We start from the raw sequence: 21,471 nt of genomic DNA on the forward strand, positions 1-21,471 counted from the left end.
ATGACATTTAATGCAGTTAATTAATGGAATCACTCTGCTACTGATCTACCAGCTGGCCGGCGAAGTAAGTGTCCGGTTGCTGGGGTTGCCGGTGCCCGGCCCGGTGATGGGCATGGTCATGCTGTTTATAACGTTGATGATACGGGGTCAGATGGCCAAGGCCGTTGAACCTGCGTGTACTGCCCTTCTGGGCCACCTTTCTCTGCTGTTCGTGCCAGCCGGGGTGGGGCTTATTGTTCACTTCAACCGCCTTGGCAACGAGTGGTTGCCAATCAGTGTCACCCTGCTACTCAGCACCATTATCACTATGGCAGTCACCGCTCTGGTGATGCAGTGGGTCACCCGGCTGACGGCCAGGCGAGAACCGAACCATGATTGAACCAGACTTGAACAGGATATGGGTTTATCTGTCTGCGTCACCTCTGTTGGGCTTGACCATGACCTTGGTGGCCTACAGCCTGGCGCACCGCCTTTACATTCGCTCGGATTCCAACCCTTTGCTGAACCCGGTGGTCACGTCGGTTACGGCACTCATCCTGTTTCTGCTGGCGACGGACACGTCCTACGATGATTATTTTGATGGCGCCCAGTTCGTTCACTTCCTGCTGGGCCCCGCCACCGTGGCGCTGGCGATTCCTCTATACCAGCAATTCAACAAGCTGAAACAGGTCTGGCTGCCGGTCACCGTGGCGCTGGTAACCGGGGTGGTCGTTGGTGCGTTCAGCTCGGTGGCCGTTGCCCGACTGCTGGGCGCCAGCCTTGAAACCCAGTTGTCGCTGGCCCCTAAGTCGGTAACGGCACCGGTGGGTATGGCGATATCGGAACAGATCGGAGGCCTGCCTTCGCTAACAGCGGCTTTGGTGGTGGTTACCGGTATTATTGGCGCCGTTATCGGCTCTAAGCTATTCGACTTAATAGGTATTCGAGACGACAGTGTGAAAGGTATTGCTATGGGCATGACGTCTCACGGTATTGGCACCGCGCGGGCTTTTCAGGTAAGCGCCCAAATGGGAGCATTCTCTGGTCTTGCGATGGCGCTGTCGGCTTTTCTTTACTCGGTTTTTCTGCCGTGGCTGTTGAGTATTACTGGTGTGCTTGGCTGACTGGATACGTCATTATGATAATAGGCTTCATCAATCTCTTAGCGCTGCTGCTGTCACTGAGTTTTCTACACGGTTTTATCTTTCGGTTCTTACACAAAAAGCACCACGTTGAAAAAGTGCTCCACAAAGCAGTCGGAGCCGTCTAAAGGGCAAAGCCCCCGGGGCGAAAGACCCGGGGGCTTTTTGTGTTCGTTGGAACGGAACCGTAAACAATGACCGATCAGCGGTACGGGTAGCCCGCTTTTTGCATAAGAGCCGAGTAGTCCTTGAAAATCTGCACGACTCGACCCGCGCGCGGGCTGGTGTCGGCTATTTTGTCCCAGAATACTTCGGCGTCGCCGGTCACTTTTTCCCACTCTTCTTTGGGCAGGGACGTGAGCTCAAGCTTCCCGCCTTCTACACGGAGTCTTGCTTCTCCCGCCCAGTACCATACGTTGCGGTAATAGTGTGACTGGTCGATTGTGGACCGGAAGAGTGCCTGTAAATGTGGTGGCACCTTATTCCAGCTTTCAGTGTTGGCAAAGTAAGAACCACACCAGGCACCGGTTATCGAATTGGTGAGTGCGTAGTTGCAAACGTCTGCCCAGCCAACTTCATAGGCCTCTGTGAAACCGCACCAGGCAACGCCATCAAGCTCGCCTGTCTGCAGTGCTACTTCAACGTCATCCCAGGGCACCGTCACCGGAATCAATCCGTACTGTGACAGGAACTTACCCGCTGTTGGTACGCCAAAAACGCGTTTGCCTTTCATGTCGGCGAGCGACCGAATTGGCTCCTTGCTAAAGATGTGTAGCGGATCCCAGGCTCCAGCAGAGAGCCAGGTGACGTTGTCGACCTCGCCGTAGGCTTCTTCCCAGATCTCATTAAGCCCGTGATACTTGAACATGGCTGCCATATCTAGGCTAAAGCGACTGTTGAATGGAAAATAGCCGCCGAAAACAGAGATGTCGACGGGCGAGGCCATGGTAGCGTCGTCAGACTGAACAGCATCGATCGTGCCACGTTGCATGGCTCGAAACAGTTCCGCCGTTGGCACGAGTTGGTCGGCATAGTAGAGCTCGATTTCCATCTCGCCATTCGCCGCTTCGTTGAATGCGTCTATCTGGGGTTTGATGACGTGCGCACCTAGTGGCGCTCCTGAATAGGTCTGTAATCTCCACTTGATGGGCTTTGGCTGGGCATTGACGTAAGGGGCACCGATACCTGTTGCGATGGCGGCGCCACCAATTCCAGCGGTTTTTATAAATTTGCGGCGTGACGAAAGTATCTTGTCCGGTGGGCTCTGGTTCGACGGACTCTGATCTACTGATGATTTTTCTGTCGGTTTAGCCATTTTCATGTGACTCCTGTGAACGGTCGAAGTACGGTCATTGCTTTAATCTGGCGCCAGCCTGCTTCAGCCTCCGCGCACCAGTTCCGGTAACCACAGTGCTACCTGTGGGAAAATCATCACGATCACGACGGTGATCACCATCATCGCCACAAAGGGCCAGATCGATCGATAAATGTCGAGTAGACCGATTTCTTTCGGGGCCATCGCCCTCATTAGAAACAGGTTGTAGCCGAAAGGCGGTGTGATGTATGCGATCTGGCAGGTCATCGTGTACAGCACGCCAAACCAGATCAGATCGAAACCCAATAAATCGACTAAAGGTATGTAGAGCGGTGCCACGATCACGAGCATGGCGGTATCGTCCAGAAACATTCCCATGATGATAAAGCTGACCTGCATCATGATAATGATTTCCCATGGCGACAGATCCCAGCGAGTGATGAACAGTGACTCGATTGCACGCACCGCGCCGAGGCCGTCGAAAACCGCTCCGAATGCCAAAGCAGCCAAGATGAGCCAGAGAAACATGCACGAAATAGCCAGCGTCTTACGCGAGATTTCATGGATGACCTTAAAGCTGAGCCTACGTTTGAAGGCGGCCGCCAGAGTTGCCGCTGTCGCTCCTACCGCCGAACTTTCTACCAGGCTGATATAGCCAAGTACGAACAGCCCGGTCATGGAGAAAAAGATCAAGAACGGAATGATACCGGCGCGCAGCAGGGCGAGTTTTTCACGCAGGGGCATGTCTAGCTCTTCATCAGAAACCACTGGAGCCAGCGCGGGATTGATTTTGCAGCGGACAACAACATAGATAACAAACATCGTGGCCATCATCAGGCCCGGTATGACTCCGGCAAGCCACAGTTGGCTCACCGGCTCTCTTGCGATCATGCCGTATAGCACCATCACAACGCTGGGCGGAACCAATATGCCGAGAGACGATCCGCCCTGAACGACGCCCGTAATCAGGATTTTGTCGTAACCTCTGCGCAACATCTCCGGCAGCGCGATGGTTGCACCGATGGCCATACCCGCAACAGAGAGTCCGTTCATGGCCGAAATAATCACCATGAGGAAGATTGTTCCAATCGCCAGACCGCCGGGCATTCGCCCGCACCAGACGTGAAGCATCCGGTACAGGTCCTCAGCGATACCTGATTCCGACATAACGTAGCCCATGTAAATGAACAGCGGCAACGTCAGCATCGGGAACCAATTGAAAAGCTTGAAGGCTGCAGTGAACGGCATTTCAATGGCACCGTCACCATAGAGCAACAAACCTGCGGCTGCGGCTACGAAGCCGATTGCGGCGAATACGCGCTGCCCGGTCATGAGCAGCACCATCATGGAAGCGAACATCAGGAGTGCAATCAGCTCATAGCTCATTTAAGTTCGAACTCCCAAATCGTGGCGACGTGTTTGAAGATGAGCGAGACGCTCTGCAGCAACATCAGCACGATGCAACCGACCATGAGGGTCTTAATTGGAATCATTGAAGGATTCCACATAGAGAAGCGGGTTTCGTTGGTATCGATGGCGTATTCGAGACTGGACATTGAACCAATTAGAAGAACGGCAAGGTAAAATATGAGGCATGTTATGGTAACTAGGTCGAGCTTTGCTTTGCCTTTGGCTGAGAGGCCTTCGTAGAATAAGTCCATCCGAACGTGATCGTTGTTTTTCAACGTCATCGCGCCACCCATGAAGTAGTAGGCAGCCAGCGTGAATTGCGCCGCTTCGATACACCAGTGAAGTGGAATTTCGATGATGTTGCGGGTGACAGCATCGAGTAGCAAGATAGCGACCATGGCGAAAATGAGATACATCGCAATAAGCCCGATGAAATCTGAAACGCGATCGACAACCCGAACGTGAAACCGAACCGCGTTTAACAGCCAATGACCACCCATATCATCCTCCTTGCAATGCAGTGCCAGTTGGAATTCCGGTCACCGGAATTCGATCCCCTTTGTTTTTATGGCTGCAGCGAAGCCGGATCCGACGTCACTGCCACTAACAAGTATGTCGATGTCTTCGGTTTTCGCGACATTAAATGCCGCTATTCGCCCGAGTTTGCTGGAGTCCGCCAGCACGATGGTGCGCCTTGCGCGGCTGATCATTGCTCTTGCAACCTGGGCCTCATCAAAATCAGAGTCCATGGCACCGATTTCGGTATCAAAAGCCGCGACGGTAATGACCGCGGTATCCGCTTGAAAACGTTGTATCTGCTCTATAACCAGAGGGCCGACCGTCTCTGAGTTGTCGGCTCCAAAACAGCCTCCAAGCAGAAAGGTTTTCGCACCTCTTGAGCTCGCACCACTGGCTTGAGCAATCATCACCGAATTAGTGATCACGGTAAGACCTTCGATCGCACCTAGCTCCTCGGCGCAGATTAGAGTGCTTGACCCGGTATCCAGAAACACGGTCTCGTTCGGCTCAATCAGTTTGGCTACTTTTTCCGCGATGACACGTTTTTCGGCGGTGCGCTCCGACATGCGCTCGTGAAAACTCTTCTCAGAGTGCAATCTGACCCGCGCTGCGCCGCCGTGAATCTTTTTGATGACACCCAATGTGTCCAAAGCCCCAAGATCTCTGCGTATTGTTTCGGCAGAAACGCCAAAGTGCTCTGCGAGCTTGTCGACACTCGCCTCTCCCCGCGCAATGATCAGTTCCTGAATAATTTGCTGTCGCTGTCTTGGCTTCAAAGAATTAATTCCCCTGATACGATGTTAGTAAATACACTGATAAATATTCATGTCAACAAAATAGTAACGTATAAACGATCAAGTGGTCATTACATGGGCATAAAGTTGACTGAATGACCATAAACGTGCAATAAGTTCGACCATAGTGCAAAGAAATATCGTTACGGATTGAAAACTGGAGGTGCAATGAGCACTGATCACCGGAGTTCTCAGTTTGATATTGCTGTCATCGGCGCGGGTGTTATTGGTTGTGCGATCGCCAGGCAGTTCACTCTCGAGGGCGCGCGGGTGGTCGTCATCGAGAAAGCCCCCGACATACTCGATGGCGCCTCTAAAGCCAACAGCGCAATCCTGCACACCGGATTTGATGCACCACCCGGCTCCATAGAGGCCTCATGCGTTGCAGCGGGCCATGCTGAATACCTCAAAATCCACGAACGTCTGGGCTTGCCACTGATCAAATCAGGAGCTCTGGTCATTGCCTGGACAGAGAGTGAGGAACAGCGCCTGCCAATGCTGATGGAGCGCGCACGCGAAAATGGTGTGGAAGACGTTCAGTTACTGAGCGCTGGGCAAACCCATGAACTTGAGCCGGAACTTGCAGAACACGCCAAGGCGAGTTTTATCGTTCCTCGTGAGTACGTCATAGATCCTTGGTCTGCGCCTTACGGTTATCTATTGCAGGGTCTGGCTAACGGCGCTGTTATTAAGCGGAATTGTGAGGTGAAAGGCGGTTGCTTCGACGGTGTTCGCTGGAAACTCGACACGGTTCAGGGACAGATCTCAGCCACGACGGTGATCAATGCCGCTGGCCTGTATGGCGATATTATTGATCAGAAACTGACGGGCAGCACTCGGTTCTCCATCAAGCCAAGAAAAGGTCAGTTTATTGTTTATGACAAGCCTGCATCGGCATTGGTAAAGCATATTCTTCTGCCGGTGCCGAATGACGTCACAAAAGGCGTGGTGATCTGCAGGACAGCCTACGGCAACCTGCTTGTTGGCCCTACGGCGGAGGCTCAGGACGATCGCGTTAATGCGGCCCTTTCGGAAACAGCAATGACCGCGTTGCGGCAGCGCGGTGAAGAAATTCTTCCGGCGTTGGCCGACCATGATGTGACCGCCGTTTATGCGGGGCTGCGCCCGGCCACCGAGTTCAAGGATTATCAGATTCATGCGCACGAAGGACTCAACTACATCACTGTTGGCGGCATACGGTCTACCGGGCTGAGCTCAGCGCTTGGCACTGCAAAACTTATTTACCAGCGGTATCTCGAATCGGGTGAAGCGTTTCAGCCACCGGCAACTATCCATTGGCCCAAGGTCAGTAATATTGCCGAGAACTACCCGCGTGACTGGCAGTGTGAGGGAAACCAGGGCATCGTCTGCCATTGTGAACTGGTCACTCGGCGCGAAATCACCGAGGCGCTTGAGGGGCCGCTTGCGGTGCGCTCGATCGGCGGGCTCAAACGCAGGACACGGGCAACAATGGGCCGGTGTCAGGGGTTCTACTGCTCAGCCGAGCTTGCCAAGATGACCCAGCCGTATTTCGATGCTGCAGGCAGCACAGTGAGGTCTCATGTCGGGGCTAACTGAACAGCCAACTGAACAACTGTCCGCCCAAGGGCCGACGCGCGGCGACGAGCTTTCTGGAATGTATGGGCCAGAGAACAAGGCCGATGTGGTGATCATTGGTGCCGGACCTGCCGGCCTGTCGGCTGCGACTGAACTCAGGCGCTGCGGCGTACAGTCGGTTGTTGTGCTCGACAGAGAGCCTGTCGCCGGGGGTATTCCGCGGCACTGCGATCACTATCCTTATGGGCTGCGGGAGTTTTCCCGGCTGCTGCGTGGGCCGGCCTATGCTCGGCGGCTGGTTGTGGCAGCTTTGGCGGCCGGTGTCAGAATTCACACCGGCGTAAGCATTCAGTCGCTAACTATTGGCCCGGTGTTAACGGTGACCAGCGATGCGGGCGTCAGGGTTGTTCATGCGCGGCGGGTGCTAATCGCGACCGGCGCGCGTGAAACCTCCAGAGCAGCCCGCTTCATTGGTGGCACCAAACCCGGCGGCGTCGTTTCTACCGGCGCCCTGCAGGGCCTGGTTCATCTTGAGGGCATCAACCCGTTCCGTGCACCCGTGGTTCTTGGCACGGAACTGGTGTCTTTTTCAGCCTTGCTGACCTGCAGGCATCTTGGTATTCGGCCTGTCGCCATGATTGAGCCGGGCGCTTCAACGACGGCTTTCTGGCCGGCAAGGTGGCTGCCCAGGATCCTCGGTATCCCGCTACTGTTAAAAACTGAATTGCTCACCATCGAAGGTGAAAGTACCGTTAGCGGAGTCACAATTCGCAGGCCTAACGGCGATATCGAGCGACTCAACGCAGACGGCGTAATTGTCAGCGGCCATTTTCGGCCGGAATCAGCGATTCTGGCCAGGAGTCACATCGAGCTTGACCGTCATACCGGCGGCCCGGTGGTCGATCAGTTTGGACGCTGCTCCGACCCTGATTTTTTTGCGGCAGGCAATCTGCTTCGGCCGGTCGAAACGGCAGGCTGGAGCTGGCAGGAAGGCAAAGCCGTAGGCCATGCGATTGCCCAAAGTCTGCAGGGTAAGCTGCCCAGCCCAGCCACAGGCATCGCGGTTGAACTGGCGGGCAGGTCGCTCAAATACGTGGTGCCGCAGCGAATAGTTCCGACCGATGTGCCGCCCGCGCTGGACAGTTTTCAGTTTCGCGTCTCTCACAAGGCACAGGGTCGTTTGTGTCTCTCGATTAATGGAACTCGTAAAACCGTTAAATCACTTTCCACGGTGCCGGAGCGCCGAATCCGGGTGCCGCTGACGGTACTGCCACGTTCACCTTCCGGCACAGCGACGTTCGAACTGGTCGAGAGTGACAGATGACCACAATCGTCGCCATTGATCAGGGCACCACGAGTACCCGTGCGATTGCGCTCGGAAGCGATGGCCAGTCCAGACTGCTTCTGAGCCGCGAACACCAGCAGTTCTATCCAAAGCCCGGGTGGGTTGAACACGATCCGCGGGAACTCATGGCGATATTAGAGGATTGCTGCGCCGCTGCCGGAGAATGCGTTGATCTCGCCGCCCTGGGGCTGGACAACCAGGGTGAGAGCTGTCTTGCCTGGGATGCCAGAACCGGGGAAGCCGTCACCCCGGTTATTGTCTGGCAAGACGCTCGCACCGAGCCGGCAATCGAAGCGCTTAAACTGCAAGGCGCCGAGGCAATGGTGCGGCAGAAAAGCGGTTTGCCGCTCGATGCCTATTTTTCGGCATCAAAACTGGGCTGGATGCTTGCCGAGCTGCCGCAAGTTCGGCGTTTGCACAAACACGGCCACCTGCGGATGGGCACAACAGATGCTTTTTTTCGGGATCGGCTGACCGGGCGCTTCGAAACAGACGTGACGACCGCATCAAGAACGGCGCTGATGAATCTCGAGACCTTGAACTGGGACCCGGAGTTGTGCCGTCTTTTTGGCGTGCCTCTAGACGCACTGCCGGTCATCGGCCCGAGCTCCGGCGATCTGGGCCTGATTAGGTGTGGCGCAAAGCAGGTGACTCTCACCGCGAGCCTGGTTGATCAGCAGGCATCCCTTTATGGCCACGGCTGTCGTCGTCCGGGCGACCTCAAAATGACCTTTGGGACAGGTGCTTTTTTGCTCGGAATCAACCGCTTTGACGGTAGTCAACTCAGCAACGAAGCAACGCAGACCGTTGGCTGGCAGAAATCCGGAGAGCCGCCAGTCTTTGCGTTGGAGGGCGGTGTGTATTCGGCAGCCTCGGCGCTGAACTGGTGCCGCGGTTTGGGGCTGTTCAAGGATTTCTCGGAGCTGGCGGTCACATATACAAGTTCGGCAGCCTCCAAAGGGCTGGTGTTCGTGCCTGCTCTTTCTGGTCTCGCCTGTCCACATTGGGATAGAAGTGCCAGGGGGAGCTGGATGGGGCTGTCGCTGCATACAACGGCGACTGATATGGTGCAGGCCGTTCTGGAGGGTGTTGCTTTTCGCACCGCGGAAGTGTTTCTGGCTCTTGAGCGCAACCAACCCGTCACCGGAAAAATTTCACTTGATGGCCGGATGACCGAGAATGCTTTTTTCGTGCAGTTTTTATCGAATGTGCTGCAGCGGGAACTGTCGTTATCGTCTGAGCCAGAGCTGACCGCTATAGGCACTGCAACCCTGGCCGCTGAAGCCACCGGAATAGATTCAGGCTACGTGGCTCGGCAGCAAGTTATCACCCCGGGCGAGTCTTGCGCTTCGCTTCAGGAATTGTTCACTGCGGCCCGCACGGCTACTGCAGCGTTCGCGGGATCGGCCCGGAAACCCACCTCGATAATTTCGAAATGACCTACTCTTGCCTCCAGGATCGGTTCATGGGAAAGTCGAAAGGATTAGGGAATTGCTCACCGGTTTGTCGAATAAGCGTATTCAGGGGCAAGCCCCTGAGATCGGCAACCGCCTTGAAAATCAGTTAAAGAAGGTGGCATTCTGATGCGTAACTACCAATCAGCACCCCTTCCTATTTGCAACAGAGGCTGATATGGCAAGTTTTTCCCATACTGTCGGTGTCATGACTTACCGCTTCGACGACCTTAAAGAGGTTATGGCCAAGGCCAGTCCAGCTCGCTCTGGAGATTTTCTGGCGGGTGTTGCGGCAGTAAACGATGGCGAACGAGTTGCGGCACAAATGGCGCTGGCAGACATTGAGCTGAAGCGCTTTTTGCACGAAGCACTGGTTCCCTACGAAACCGATGAAGTTACCCGACTTATCATCGATACACACGACAAAGCCGCATTTTCTACTGTCAGCCACATGACAGTGGGAGGCTTTCGCGACTGGCTACTCAGCGAAGCCGCTGATGAGAAAAGTCTGCGTGCCCTGACTCCGGGCCTGACGCCGGAGATGGCCGCTGCTGTATCGAAGATCATGCGCGTGCAAGACCTGATCCTGGTAGCGCAGAAAATCTGCGTAGTGACCCAGTTCCGCAGCACTGTTGGCCTGCGTGGTCGGCTCTCGACACGCTTGCAGCCCAATCATCCCACCGACGATCCGGCAGGGATTGCGGCAAGCATTCTTGACGGTCTGCTTTATGGTAACGGCGATGCGATGATAGGGATCAACCCGGCCACTGACAGCACCTCTTCAATCTGCGCCATGCTGGAAATGCTCAATGCGGTGATTCAGCGTTACGAAATTCCCACCCAGGCCTGCGTGCTGGCTCACGTTACCACTTCCATCGAAGTGATCAACCGCGGCGTGCCATTGGACCTTGTGTTTCAATCGATTGCTGGCACCGAGGCCGCAAACGCAAGTTTCGGTGTGAGTCTGAACATTTTGCAGGAAGGTTACGAGGCGGGGCTGTCATTAAACCGCGGCACGCTTGGGCGAAACCTCATGTACTTCGAAACTGGCCAGGGCAGTGCGTTATCGGCCAACGCCCACCACGGTCTGGACCAGCAGACCTGCGAAGCCCGAGCTTATGCCGTTGCCAGGCATTTCAACCCGTTTTTAGTTAACACCGTGGTCGGCTTCATCGGCCCGGAATATCTTTACAACGGTAAGCAGATCATCCGCGCAGGCCTTGAAGACCACTTCTGCGGAAAATTGCTGGGTGTGCCTATGGGTTGCGATATTTGCTATACCAACCATGCCGAGGCCGATCAGGATGATATGGACACTCTGTTGACTCTGTTAGGCGTAGCCGGAATCAACTTCATTATGGGCATTCCTGGCTCTGATGACATCATGCTCAACTACCAGACAACGTCCTTCCACGACGCCCTCTATGCACGCCAGACCTTGGGCCTGAAACCCGCGCCAGAATTCGAAGAATGGCTGGCGAAGATGGGTATTTTTACCCAAGCTGATGGAAAAGTGCACTTTGGCAACAGCCTGCCACCGGCTTTCCGCAAGGCTCTAGCGCAATTGAAATGAGCGAGCACGTCATGGACAAACCGACCACTGATAACCAGAACAGGAACCAGAGCCCTTGGCGGCAACTGCGCAACCTTACGTCGGCACGGATCGCTTTGGGTCGCGCTGGCACCAGCATGCCTACAGCCGCGCAACTGGAGTTCCAGTACGCCCATGCTCAGGCCCGTGATGCTGTGCACCTGCCCTTCGATCACGCAGGGCTCAGCGCTCAACTTGCCGAGCATGGGCGTGACAGTCTGCTGCTACACAGCGCCGCCAGTGACCGCCACAGCTACCTGCAGCGTCCAGACCTTGGGCGCCGTTTGGATGATGAATCTGCTCAGTTACTGAATCAGCATCGTGCGGACAACCCAGCGGGTTACGATTTGGCTATTGTCGTGGCCGATGGCCTCTCCGCCCTGGCAGTACATCGCAATGCCATGCCCATGCTGAAGCACATTGAAGAACAGGCCTTGGCTGAAGGCTGGAACTTATCGCCCGTCGCCCTTGTCAGTCAGGGCCGGGTAGCCGTGGCTGACGAGGTGGCTGAACGGCTCGGCGCGCGTATGGTGGTTGTCCTGATTGGTGAGCGACCGGGTCTGAGCTCACCAGACAGCCTGGGGTTGTACTTTACCTACGCACCCAAGGTCGGCCTGACCGACGCCTACCGCAACTGCATCTCTAATATCCGCTTGGAAGGTTTGAGCTATCCGATGGCCCGTCATCGTCTGTTTTATTTGATGCGCGAGGCCTGTCGCCGTCAGTTGTCGGGGGTAAACTTAAAGGATGACGCTGAAGAACCACTGTTGGCAGGTGCCGGCAAGAGCGGGAACTTTCTACTTGGTTGAGTGCTAGTGAGCGTCTGATTATTGACCCGGCAAAATCATTGCAAGTTCTGAAAGGCACTTTTTACGTGGGCAGCCAAAGCGTTATTGAGGGGGTTGGAGCCTCTGCGCACGAGTGCCAGCTGATAACGGCCTATCTCTGGCAGGTCGTCGCTGACAATCTGTTTGAGCGGTAACCGCACAAGGCTCAGAGGGAAAGGTGCAACGGCAAGGTCTGCAAGCATCGCAGCTTCCTGACCGGAGCAGTGCTCGCAGGTGTAGGCAATTCGGTATGGCGTGCCAGCGTTTTCAAGGGCAAGTAATGTCATCTGGCGCCATGCGCATCCCTCGTGAGCCACCGCAATCGGCAGGGGCCTGCTCAGATGCGCAGATGAACCCTCTTTGCCTGCCCAAACCAGTGGTTCCTCATGTACAACTTCACCACGAATGCCCCTAACGCGCTCTGACACAGTCACCAGCACCATATCGAGTTCTCCCGCATCCAGCTTTGTCAGATTCTGCTTGCTTGAACCGACAACAACATTGACCAACACAGCCGGATAGGAACGCGCAAACTGGGCGAGTACCTCGGGTAGAATTCGGGTACCCACATCATCGGAGGTACCAAAACCCACCTTGCCTTCCAGCGCGGGTGCGATGAAATGCTCTACCGCCTCCTGGTTGAGTCGCAATAACCGACGGCTATACGCCAGTAATACCTCACCGTCGTTGGTCAACCGAACCTGACGCGGCTCGCGAACAAACAGACTTTTGCCCAGAGTTTTTTCAAGTTGCTTGATTTGCATGCTCAACGCAGAAGGCGTTCGGTGCACGACTTTTGCCGCAGCAGTAAACGTTCCGCACTCTGCAATCGCGACAAACGTTCGAAGCACTTCATTATCGAGCAGTGGCATCGTCACCTGATTATATCTCCGAAAAAAGCATGGGCATCTGGCTTAAGTGTATTTGAAGGCAGAGTTAAATTCTTTTCGTTTGATTGAAGGCAAAGAAGCCCCCATTATACTTGCATAAACCGATGAGGTAAGCGCGTTTGCAGACCTCAACCATTCATTTGGGTTAAATACTCATACAAGGACGAATAGCGATGCTAGGCTCCCGCAAGAATGATCAGACAATTAGAATGCACACCGCTACCTTGGTGGGTAGCTTTTCCCGGCGCCAACAGTTCCGGCGCATGGCGTTGACGCTGTTGGCCGAGAAAGACGACACACTGTCGGACCTGGGTTATAAACGTTGGGAAATCAATGTAGCACTCAAACTGCCGCTTCGGACCGATGCGATGGCTTTTTTGGAGCAGAACCGGCAAGCCTCTGGGCTCGAACACGACAACGAGAGCTTACGCTTTATGAAAGCGGGCAAACACCCTCGCGGTGTTTATCAATACGCTTGAGGCAAACTCAATCTACAGCGTGACTCGCTGAGCAAGCCCCCGCACTTCGGCAAGACTAGCGGCTGCTGAGGCAACCGCTAAGTCTTGAAGCCCTACACCGGTGCCGTCAAATAAAGTGATCTCCTGCTCTGATTGACGTCCTTGGTGTAAGCCATTAATAACCTCTCCAATGGGTGTGATTTGCTCGGCGCTTAAGATCCGTGCGGTCACAGCATGCTGGGCTTCACCGATACTGATCGACTGGTCGATTTCGTCAGTGAAGACCGTTGCTTGCGCTAAAATCCGGTGATCGATTTCTTGCTTTCCCTTGGTATCGGTACCCATGCAAGCGAGGTGTGTGCCGGGTTTTACCCAAGCGGCCTGCAGCAGAGGTTCTGAGGCGGAGGTGATGGTAATAATAACATCGGACTGAGACCCTAGGGCCTGTAAGGACACAGCTTCGAAGGGTAGGTTATGTTCCCTGCACACGTCAGCCAGCCGCGTCAGGTGCTCAGGGTGGGTGTTCCAAGCCACTACTTTTTCGAAGTCGCGCTGCTCCAGCGCGGCGTGAAGCTGGAAGGTCGACTGAAAGCCTGCACCTATCATGCCTAACACTTTGGCGTTCTTTCGGGCTAGATGGGCAATCGAGACCGCGGACGATGCGGCGGTGCGAATGGCGGTCAGATAATTTCCACTTACCAGAGCCTTGAGTTGCCCGGTATCCGGGTCGAACAGCGCCACGATTGATTGATGATTGGTCCGCCCCTGAACGACATTGCCGGGCCAGTAGCCGCCCGCTTTTACACCTAAGACCAACCCTTCGCGGTCGAAACCAGATTTGAAGCCGTAGAGTGCATTTGCATGTCCGATCGCTTCCCGCACCACGGGGAAATTGTAGGCGCTCCCCTTGGCCATGGATGAGAAGACCGACTCAACTGCCTGAAAGGCTTCATGGCGGCCAATCACTTTCTGGCAGGCGTCTTCGCTTACGATCAGAATCTGATGCGGTTGAGTTAATGCTTCGGATGAAGTGTCCATCGTTAGTCTCCTTTGTCATTTTAGCCAGCCCCCAAATCGCGTTCGGAGGCCTGGCGCAAGCTGAATCAGAACATTTTGCCGCGGGCGCTGACGGGCCAGAGCGTTTCGACCTTGCCGTTGCGAACGCCGACGTACCAATCGTGGACGTTGCAAGTCGGGTCGCAGTGCCCCGGTACCAGTTTGAGTTTTTCGTTGATTTTGAGTACACCCTGGGGGTCACTGATGACGCCATGCTCGTCTGAGCACTTGACGTATTCGACGTCGTCGCGGCCAAAGATAAACGGCAGGCCACTGTCCACAGATTGAGCTTTGAGACCTGCATCGCAGATAGCTTTATCGGCCTTGGTATGACTCATAACGCTGGTCAGGATAAAAAGTGCGTTCTCCCATTCGCCCTGATCGATGCGCTTGCCGTCTTTGTCAAGAATGCGGCCATAATCGGCGTCCATGAAGGCGTAGGAGCCGCATTGAAGTTCGTTGTAAACGTCCGAGTTGCTCTCGAAATAGTAAGAGCCGGTGCCACCGCCAGAGACAATTTCTGGCTTCAGGCCCACCGCCGTCAAACCATCCACTGCGTCTTCCACCATGGCAATGGCTGCCTCCAGTTTTGCCTGGCGTTCGTGGTAGGACGCCATGTGCTGCATGGCGCCCTGATAGGCCTGGATGCCGGTGAACGTAAGGTTTTTTGCGGCATTGATCGCTTGGGCGATCGTGACCACATCCTCAGTGGAGTTCACCCCGCAGCGGCCCGCACCGCAGTCAATTTCGACGAAGCAGTGCAGTTCGGTACCATGCTTTTGGCACGCCATTGATAGATCCGAAACGTTAGCAACGTCGTCGACGCACACAATAATGCGTCCGCCATAGTTTGGCAGTTGTGCAAGGCGATCAATTTTTAGTGGATCACGCACCTGGTTGGAGACCAGCACGTCTTTGATCCCTGCACGGGCGAACACTTCGGCTTCAGAGGGTTTTTGGCAACAGACCCCAGTGGCGCCCCCCAGGTCTTCTTGGAGTCGTGCCACATCAACGGACTTGTGCATCTTGCCGTGTACTCGGTGGCGCATACCGTGCGCCTTGGCGTAATCGCCCATTTTCTTGATGTTGCGCTCCAGTGCGTCCAGATCGAGGATCAGACATGGGGTCTGAATCTCGCTTTCATCCATGCCAATGGCGGCAGGAATGTTGTAACCAACTTCCAGTTCTTCAGTGTGAATAAACGTTGTCATGGTAGGGCTCCTAATCAATGTCTGTTTCAGGTCCAGGGAAGTGTATCCATATCCACATTGCCGCCGGTGATGATCACGCCCACCCGTTTACCCCGGAAGATCTCGGGGTTTTTCAGGATGGCCGCCAGGGGTACTGCACAGCTGGGCTCAATAACAATCTTCATTCGTTTCCAGGTCAGCTTCATGGCGTCGATGATTTCCTCCTCGGTCGCCGTAAAAATGTCTGAGACGAAGTGGCTCACAAAATGCCAGGTCAGCTCCTTCAGCGGCACTTTCAAACCGTCTGCTACGGTATTGGGCGCATCATCGGCAATGATGTAACCGGCCTTGAGGGAGCGGGCGGCGTCGTCGGCATTGAGTGGCTCAGCTGCATAAATTGTCACCTTCGGTGCCAAGTTCGAAAGGGTCAGGCAAGTGCCGGAAACCATGCCGCCGCCACCAATCGGTGCGATCACCATGTCCAGGTCCGGCACCTGATCCAGCAATTCCAGTGAGCAGGTGGCCTGCCCTGCGATGACCCTGGGGTCGTTATAAGGATGGACAAAATCGGCACCTGACGCGGCCATTACATCGGCAAAGACTGCTTCGCGGGAGCTGGTAGAGGGCTCGCACTCAATGATTTTGCCGCCGTAGCCGCGTACCGCGTCTTTTTTGGCCTGGGGTGCGGTATGAGGCATGACGACTGTTACCGGGATACCTCGCCGGCCAGCCGCATAAGACAGCGACAGAGCATGATTGCCGGAAGAGTGGGTGGCGACGCCAAGGGCCGCCTTCTCTTCACTCAAGCTAAAGACGGCGTTGCAGGCACCGCGCACTTTGAAAGCCCCGGCTTTTTGAAAGTTCTCACACTTAAAAAAGAGTTCGGCCCCGGTCAGTTCGTTCAGATAACGGGATGTCAGGACGGGCGTTTTGTGGATGTAGGGTTTGATCCGTTCGTGGGCGGACAAAACATCGTCAAATGTGGGTATCTGGTTCCTGTGATCACTCATGGTTCACCTCGTCAGTCTGTGTCTGCCGGTTACGCGGTGGTGGCGCGAAAATGGTTTTGGGCGGCGCGGACGCCCGAGCCCAGTTCAATGGGGTAGTCGAGATCCGCCATGGCCATCTCAATGGTGGCCAGTCCAGACAGCACCATGCTGTCTGTCAACGAACCCAGGTGGCCGATACGGAAGGCTTTGCCGTGCATTTCGCCAAGGCCAATGCCGAAGGAAACGCCGTACTTTGCAAGCGTGTGGTCGGTCAGCTCGTTGCTGTCGAATCCTTCGGGCACATAAATGGCGGTAACGGTATTGGAATACAAATCAGGAGACTGTGCGCACAGCGCCATGCCCCAGGCATGTGTCGCCTGCCGCACGCCCTCGGCCAGCCGGAAGTGACGGGCGTAAACATTGTCTAATCCTTCTTCAAACAGCATTTTCAGACTTTCTTTCAGGCCGCAGATCAGCTGCAAGGGCGGCGTGTAGGGAAAGCCGCCTTGGGCGTTGGCCGTCATCATGGCGCGAAAATCGAAGAAGGCACACGACAGCTTGGCGGTTTCCATTTCGGCCAGTGCTTTTTGGCTGACCGCGAGTATGGCCATGCCGGTTATCAGCATGAAGCCTTTTTGAGAGCCCGACACGGCAATATCAACACCCCAGTTGTCCATCTCGAACGGCATTGAGGCCAGCGAGCTGACGCAGTCAACCAGTAAAAGGGCAGGGTGAGAGCAGCTGTCCATGGCTTGACGAACAGCATCAATATCGCTTTTTACGCCGGTTGCTGTCTCGTTGTGGACAACCAGAACCGCCTTGATCTTGTGTTGAGTGTCGGCGCTTAACGCTCGCTTAAACTCATTCGCCGGAGCACCGCTGCCCCACGGACATTCAATGATCTGAACATCCAGTCCGTGACGCTGACACATATCAATCCAGCGACGGGAGAACATACCGTAGCGGGCGATTAATACCTTATCTCCAGGTGACAGGGTGTTGCAGATAGCCGCTTCCCAGCCACCGGTGCCGCTGGCGGGGAATAGGATGACTTCGCCAGATTGGGTGTTGAAAACCTTTTTGCAATCCTGCAAAAGCGGGGAGAGTGTTTCCACGAAGCCCGGCGAGCGGTGGTCGCTGCTCTGCACGTTCATCGCGAAGCGCAACCGATCGGGGATATTCGTGGGGCCCGGAATAAAGATTGGGTTTTGATCAGACATAAGGCGTTCTCTCTCCGTAATTGCGATTACCAGAAGCCCCGTCACCGGACTGCCTCCTCCGCTTCATGTCTTCACTCTAGATTCCTCGGTTTTATTTGCGCAATATGAAATAATTCCACTATGTGGAATTTAAAGGATAAATACCGCCTGAAATTTCAAGTATCTGGTTTATATAAGGTAAATATTTAGAACAGGCATTATTATAATTTCCACATTGTGGAAATGTAGTATCCGTATAATAGAATATTTACTAGTCGTACCTCTGATCTCACCTGACCGTTACACTCGGAGTTCCTGATGACTGACACCAAAACTGAATCCCGGATCCAGGTCATTGACCGGGCCGCGCGGCTAATGGATGCGATTGGGCGTTATTCCAAGCCGGTCAAACTGAAAACGCTAGGCGCCGAGACTGGGCTTGCGCCTTCCACAGCTTATCGAATTCTTCAGTCATTGATCAGCAATCGTTTTGTTGAGCGAGATTCCAACGGGGGTTACCGTCTGGGCCAGAAATTGCTGCAATTGAGCAATCGCCTGCATTCGGATATTGACCTGCGGGGGGTCTCGCTCCCTTACATGCGGGAATTGTGTGACCGATTGAGTGAAACCATCAACCTCACGATTCGTGAGGGTGATGTGGTGATTTATTTTGAAAAGGTGACGCCGAATCGCATGATGCATGTAAACCAGATCGTAGGTAGTCGCGCACCCTTGCATGTTACCGCTGTGGGTAAGCTCATGCTGGGCCTTGCGGGAGAGGATGAGATTGAGAGTTACGCCCGGCGAACCAATCTGCCCGCTTATACACGCAATACACTGTCTTCACTGAGCAAGCTTGAGGAGGTCTGTATGACCAGCATTCGACAGGGCTACTCACTGGATAATGAAGAAGCTGAGATTGGCGTGGGTTGTATTGGCGTGCTGCTGTTCGAAAAGTCTGGAAATGTGAGCGCGGGACTCTCAATTTCCGCGCCGATTGAGCGGAGAAAAAATGAATGGATCGGTGAATTGAAGAAAGCCGGTGAGGAAATTTCCCGGCATTTAGGGTATCGGCCCGGTTAACGCCCTGGTGGGTCAGCGAAGGCTAAGAGGCGAGGTGGCCGGGAGAGTGGCTCTGGATTAGTCAGTTTTCATCCCCGTCAGGTTGGCAGCCTCCAGCTTACGACTTAAGTGACACCGGAGAATGTTGCCAAGACGCTCTCCATCGCGATCTTGAAGAGCCTCAATCATCTGTTCATGGTCTTTCACTGCTTTGTGCCAGTAGTCGTCGGTCATCTGAGCGGAATATCGAATTCGTACAATACGTTGACTAAGGTTGTTATACATTTCCAGAAGCACGTCATTCTTTGACGCCAGCATGATGCATTCGTGAATTGCCTGGTTGGCGCGGAAGTATTCCTTGAGTTCACCGCGGTGAAAATGCTCGACCATTTTAATGTGAAGTGCACGTATGTGGGTAATTTCAGCATCACTGATGTATTGGCAGGCAGTTTCACCGGACAACCCCTCTAGGGCGCCCATGATGTTGTAGGTATGCTCGACGTCCTTCGCGGTTAAACGGGTTACTCGAGCACCGCGATTTGGCAGCATTTCAATCAGCCCTTCAGATTTCAGAACTTTCAACGCTTCGCGGAGAGGCGTTCTGGAAATGCCGAATTTCTCGCAGAGCCCTTTTTCGGAAATTTTCTCTCCAGACGCCAGCGTGCCAAGTTCGATCAACTCTCTGATTCTGTCGGCAGCTTCTTGATAAAGAACTTTCTGTTGTATCTTTTCCATGTGACCTTTTCTTAACATAAGTAGTGAGCTGCCGACAATTTTCATGGGGCAGTCGTATCTCAGGCGCCAGCCGCCCAAGGGAGATCTATTGGTTCAAACAGTCCACAGGCTCCGATACGCTTTCGATCAAATCTCTCTGTATGGCCGAATCGATATTTGTATTCTTAAGCCAACAGGTCGACAAAAAATATAGAAAGGTATGCCCGCAATCTGGGAAGCCAGGTACAGCGCTAGCGCGATCGGTGGGGCAATATACGCCATGGATAGGTAAGTCGTCATAACTGCGCCAAAATGAATAACGTCAAACCCAACGGCCTTCACTGCAGGACGAAACAACGGAACGAGTCAGTAAATCGTGGATACAGGATCGAGGCGTTCGCAATCACACCATAGAGCATCAGATTTATGCTTGGGTGTATGACCACGCTGAACATCCAGCCCTCCGCCGCCGTTGCGCACGCAAAGCCTATCGGATAAACGAATCGTCCGATTCGTTATAAAAAAATTGTGGGCCGCGCGTTTACCGAGCGCGCGGCGGGCAACACAAAGAAGGATGTGAGAATCAAAACGAGATTTTTCAAAACATATAACGGTCAAATTATCGGTTTTATGTTCGTATTATGCATTACTCAATGTCACTCCCGTCTTGTGTTGTGAGCATGACAGCCTTTGCGATAGACAATAGTTTTGCATCGGCCCCTTCCGCGCCGATGAACTGCATACCAATGGGCATGCCGTGGATACCTTTGCCTATGGGAAGAGAAATACAGGGCAGACCTAGAAGTGTCCAGGCTCGGCAATAGAGTGGGTCGCCTGTAACATCGTGGCCCAGAGGTGCTTCGCCGTTCACGCTGGGCGCCAAAATGACGTCCAAATCAAAAGTGAATCGCTTTGCGATCTCACGTCGGTGCCAGGCTGTTGCCTGAATGGCTGCTCGATAATCCTCGGGAGCCACGGCCAAGCCCTGCTCAATGATGGCCACAAGCTTTGGCCCCATTTGATCCCGGTACGTGTCATATTCGAAAGCGAGGGTTCGGGCGGCTTCATAAGCCATGACGCATTTTTGTACGTCGACCAAGGCATCGAAGTTGGCGGGTAAATCAAGTTCGAAGACTTGGGCGCCGGCTTTCAATAGCATGCGGCGGGTGGCACCCATTACGCTGACGGTGTCGACAGTGAGAGGGCCATCCAAGGGTAAAGCTCTGACACCGACCCGCAAACCATAAAGATTTAAGCCCTCAATCTTGGGCGGTGGCGACGCGGTGAGGACAGCAAACGCCAAGGCGATATCGTCAACGCTGCGAGCGAACCAGCCAACCGTGTCCAGGGACGGGCTAAAACCTTTAACACCCGCCAGTGGGACCGTGTTAAATGTGGGCTTGAAGCCGATGACTCCGCAGAAGCTCGCCGGGCGTATAATACTGCCGGCGGTTTGAGTGCCAAGAGCCAGCGGAACCATGCCAGCTGCAACCGCGGCTGCTGAACCGCTGGACGACCCGCCCGGGGTTCGTCTGTAGTCCAGCGGATTGCGTGTTTTACCCGGTGTAAAGTAGGCAAGCTCTGTACTGACCGTCTTACCCACGATGGTTGCTCCAGCGCGTCGGAGCAGAGTAATGGCGGCGGCATCCCAAGGGGAGCGCTCCGAGCGGAGATACGACGTTCCCCATGTTGTCGGCATATCTTGGGTATCGAAATTATCTTTTACGCCAATCGGAATGCCTGATAAAGCCGCTCCGTGCGACGCGTTCAGACCGTTCAGGCACTCTGTTTTCTCCTGCAGGTGCTGCCAAGCACGAACGTCCTCCTCGCGATCGGCTATGCGCGCAAAGCAAGCGTCAATCAGAGCCGCTGGCTCATCATCGCCTGCTGCGACTCGTTGTTGGAAATCAACGGCGGAAATCGTATTGAGATCTGAACAGGGCATAAAATGTAAACCTCCTTGGACGGATGAAGACCATG

Annotated in this window: 21 protein-coding genes; 9 read left to right on the top strand and 12 right to left on the bottom strand. The window is 54.4% G+C overall.

Annotated features, from left to right (window positions below):
• Positions 1 to 10: 10 nt before the first annotated feature.
• Together ABA45_RS01560 and ABA45_RS01565 are read left to right on the top strand one after the other, a co-directional pair.
• Positions 11 to 379, top strand: coding sequence for a CidA/LrgA family protein (locus ABA45_RS01560; protein WP_048383919.1), 369 nt, complete (start codon positions 11 to 13; stop codon positions 377 to 379).
• Positions 372 to 1,103, top strand: coding sequence for an LrgB family protein (locus tag ABA45_RS01565; RefSeq protein WP_048383921.1), 732 nt, complete (start codon positions 372 to 374; stop codon positions 1,101 to 1,103). Before ABA45_RS01560 ends, ABA45_RS01565 begins: the two co-directional genes overlap by 8 nt.
• A 220-nt stretch (positions 1,104 to 1,323) precedes the next feature.
• On the opposite strand, the gene dctP is transcribed toward ABA45_RS01565, so the two are convergent.
• The 4 genes from dctP to ABA45_RS01585 all read right to left on the bottom strand — a co-directional run bounded on the left by dctP (position 1,324) and on the right by ABA45_RS01585 (position 5,141).
• Positions 1,324 to 2,436 (bottom strand): TRAP transporter substrate-binding protein DctP, encoded by a 1,113-nt coding sequence (gene dctP, locus ABA45_RS01570; protein ID WP_157035515.1) that lies wholly within the window; start codon positions 2,434 to 2,436, stop codon positions 1,324 to 1,326.
• Positions 2,437 to 2,499: 63 nt separating this feature from the next.
• Entirely contained in the window at positions 2,500 to 3,822 is a 1,323-nt protein-coding gene (locus ABA45_RS01575) for a TRAP transporter large permease (protein WP_048383923.1), read from the bottom strand.
• Positions 3,819 to 4,346, bottom strand: a complete 528-nt coding sequence (locus tag ABA45_RS01580) for a TRAP transporter small permease subunit (RefSeq protein ID WP_048383925.1) — start codon at positions 4,344 to 4,346, stop codon at positions 3,819 to 3,821. Before ABA45_RS01580 ends, ABA45_RS01575 begins: the two co-directional genes overlap by 4 nt.
• 39 nt (positions 4,347 to 4,385) lie before the next feature.
• The gene (locus tag ABA45_RS01585; protein WP_048383927.1) at positions 4,386 to 5,141 is read right to left on the bottom strand and encodes a DeoR/GlpR family DNA-binding transcription regulator; all 756 of its coding nucleotides are present in this window, start codon (positions 5,139 to 5,141) and stop codon (positions 4,386 to 4,388) included.
• 186 nt (positions 5,142 to 5,327) lie between these two features.
• Here ABA45_RS01585 and ABA45_RS01590 point away from each other — a divergent pair, with 186 nt between their 5' ends.
• The 5 genes from ABA45_RS01590 to eutC all read left to right on the top strand — a co-directional run bounded on the left by ABA45_RS01590 (position 5,328) and on the right by eutC (position 11,915).
• On the top strand, positions 5,328 to 6,737 hold the full coding sequence (locus ABA45_RS01590) for an NAD(P)/FAD-dependent oxidoreductase (protein ID WP_048383929.1): 1,410 nt from the start codon (positions 5,328 to 5,330) through the stop codon (positions 6,735 to 6,737).
• A complete protein-coding gene (locus ABA45_RS01595) occupies positions 6,721 to 8,040 on the top strand; it encodes an NAD(P)/FAD-dependent oxidoreductase (RefSeq protein ID WP_084708391.1) in 1,320 nt (439 codons plus the stop codon). Before ABA45_RS01590 ends, ABA45_RS01595 begins: the two co-directional genes overlap by 17 nt.
• A complete protein-coding gene (locus ABA45_RS01600; RefSeq protein WP_048383932.1) occupies positions 8,037 to 9,500 on the top strand; it encodes a glycerol kinase in 1,464 nt (487 codons plus the stop codon). Before ABA45_RS01595 ends, ABA45_RS01600 begins: the two co-directional genes overlap by 4 nt.
• A gap of 193 nt (positions 9,501 to 9,693) precedes the next feature.
• Entirely contained in the window at positions 9,694 to 11,088 is a 1,395-nt protein-coding gene (locus ABA45_RS01605; protein WP_048383933.1) for an ethanolamine ammonia-lyase subunit EutB, read from the top strand.
• Between the two features lie 11 nt (positions 11,089 to 11,099).
• Complete coding sequence (gene eutC / locus ABA45_RS01610) at positions 11,100 to 11,915, top strand: ethanolamine ammonia-lyase subunit EutC (RefSeq protein ID WP_048388562.1); 816 nt, start codon at positions 11,100 to 11,102, stop codon at positions 11,913 to 11,915.
• A 35-nt stretch (positions 11,916 to 11,950) separates the two neighbouring features.
• Here eutC and ABA45_RS01615 read toward each other — a convergent pair whose 3' ends face one another.
• Positions 11,951 to 12,805 (bottom strand): LysR family transcriptional regulator, encoded by an 855-nt coding sequence (locus ABA45_RS01615; protein WP_198147110.1) that lies wholly within the window; start codon positions 12,803 to 12,805, stop codon positions 11,951 to 11,953.
• A 191-nt stretch (positions 12,806 to 12,996) separates the two neighbouring features.
• Between ABA45_RS01615 and ABA45_RS01620 the strand changes: the two genes are divergently transcribed.
• Positions 12,997 to 13,302 (top strand): hypothetical protein, encoded by a 306-nt coding sequence (locus ABA45_RS01620; protein WP_053076099.1) that lies wholly within the window; start codon positions 12,997 to 12,999, stop codon positions 13,300 to 13,302.
• A gap of 12 nt (positions 13,303 to 13,314) precedes the next feature.
• On the opposite strand, the gene bhcD is transcribed toward ABA45_RS01620, so the two are convergent.
• The 4 genes from bhcD to bhcA form a co-directional block, all read right to left on the bottom strand.
• Positions 13,315 to 14,319: an iminosuccinate reductase BhcD gene (bhcD, locus tag ABA45_RS01625; RefSeq protein WP_048383939.1), complete on the bottom strand. Its 1,005-nt coding sequence runs from the start codon at positions 14,317 to 14,319 to the stop codon at positions 13,315 to 13,317.
• A gap of 65 nt (positions 14,320 to 14,384) precedes the next feature.
• Positions 14,385 to 15,548: a 3-hydroxy-D-aspartate aldolase BhcC gene (gene bhcC, locus ABA45_RS01630; protein ID WP_048383940.1), complete on the bottom strand. Its 1,164-nt coding sequence runs from the start codon at positions 15,546 to 15,548 to the stop codon at positions 14,385 to 14,387.
• A 26-nt stretch (positions 15,549 to 15,574) separates the two neighbouring features.
• A complete protein-coding gene (gene bhcB, locus ABA45_RS01635) occupies positions 15,575 to 16,537 on the bottom strand; it encodes a beta-hydroxyaspartate dehydratase BhcB (protein WP_048383942.1) in 963 nt (320 codons plus the stop codon).
• A gap of 29 nt (positions 16,538 to 16,566) precedes the next feature.
• Positions 16,567 to 17,736, bottom strand: a complete 1,170-nt coding sequence (gene bhcA / locus ABA45_RS01640; RefSeq protein ID WP_048383944.1) for an L-aspartate--glyoxylate aminotransferase BhcA — start codon at positions 17,734 to 17,736, stop codon at positions 16,567 to 16,569.
• Positions 17,737 to 18,033: 297 nt separating this feature from the next.
• On the opposite strand from bhcA, the gene ABA45_RS01645 reads away from it, so the two are divergent.
• On the top strand, positions 18,034 to 18,798 hold the full coding sequence (locus tag ABA45_RS01645) for an IclR family transcriptional regulator (protein ID WP_048383946.1): 765 nt from the start codon (positions 18,034 to 18,036) through the stop codon (positions 18,796 to 18,798).
• A 57-nt stretch (positions 18,799 to 18,855) separates the two neighbouring features.
• Here the strand turns inward: ABA45_RS01645 and ABA45_RS01650 are convergent, their stop codons facing one another.
• The 3 genes from ABA45_RS01650 to ABA45_RS01655 form a co-directional block, all read right to left on the bottom strand.
• Entirely contained in the window at positions 18,856 to 19,512 is a 657-nt protein-coding gene (locus tag ABA45_RS01650; RefSeq protein WP_048383948.1) for a GntR family transcriptional regulator, read from the bottom strand.
• 126 nt (positions 19,513 to 19,638) lie between these two features.
• Complete coding sequence (locus ABA45_RS19740) at positions 19,639 to 19,848, bottom strand: TRAP transporter large permease subunit (protein ID WP_084708248.1); 210 nt, start codon at positions 19,846 to 19,848, stop codon at positions 19,639 to 19,641.
• Positions 19,849 to 20,137: 289 nt separating this feature from the next.
• On the bottom strand, positions 20,138 to 21,436 hold the full coding sequence (locus tag ABA45_RS01655; RefSeq protein ID WP_048383949.1) for an amidase: 1,299 nt from the start codon (positions 21,434 to 21,436) through the stop codon (positions 20,138 to 20,140).
• Positions 21,437 to 21,471: the final 35 nt, after the last annotated feature.

Origin of the sequence: Marinobacter psychrophilus (assembly GCF_001043175.1) — a bacterium.
In the GTDB taxonomy this organism is placed as follows: domain Bacteria; phylum Pseudomonadota; class Gammaproteobacteria; order Pseudomonadales; family Oleiphilaceae; genus Marinobacter; species Marinobacter psychrophilus.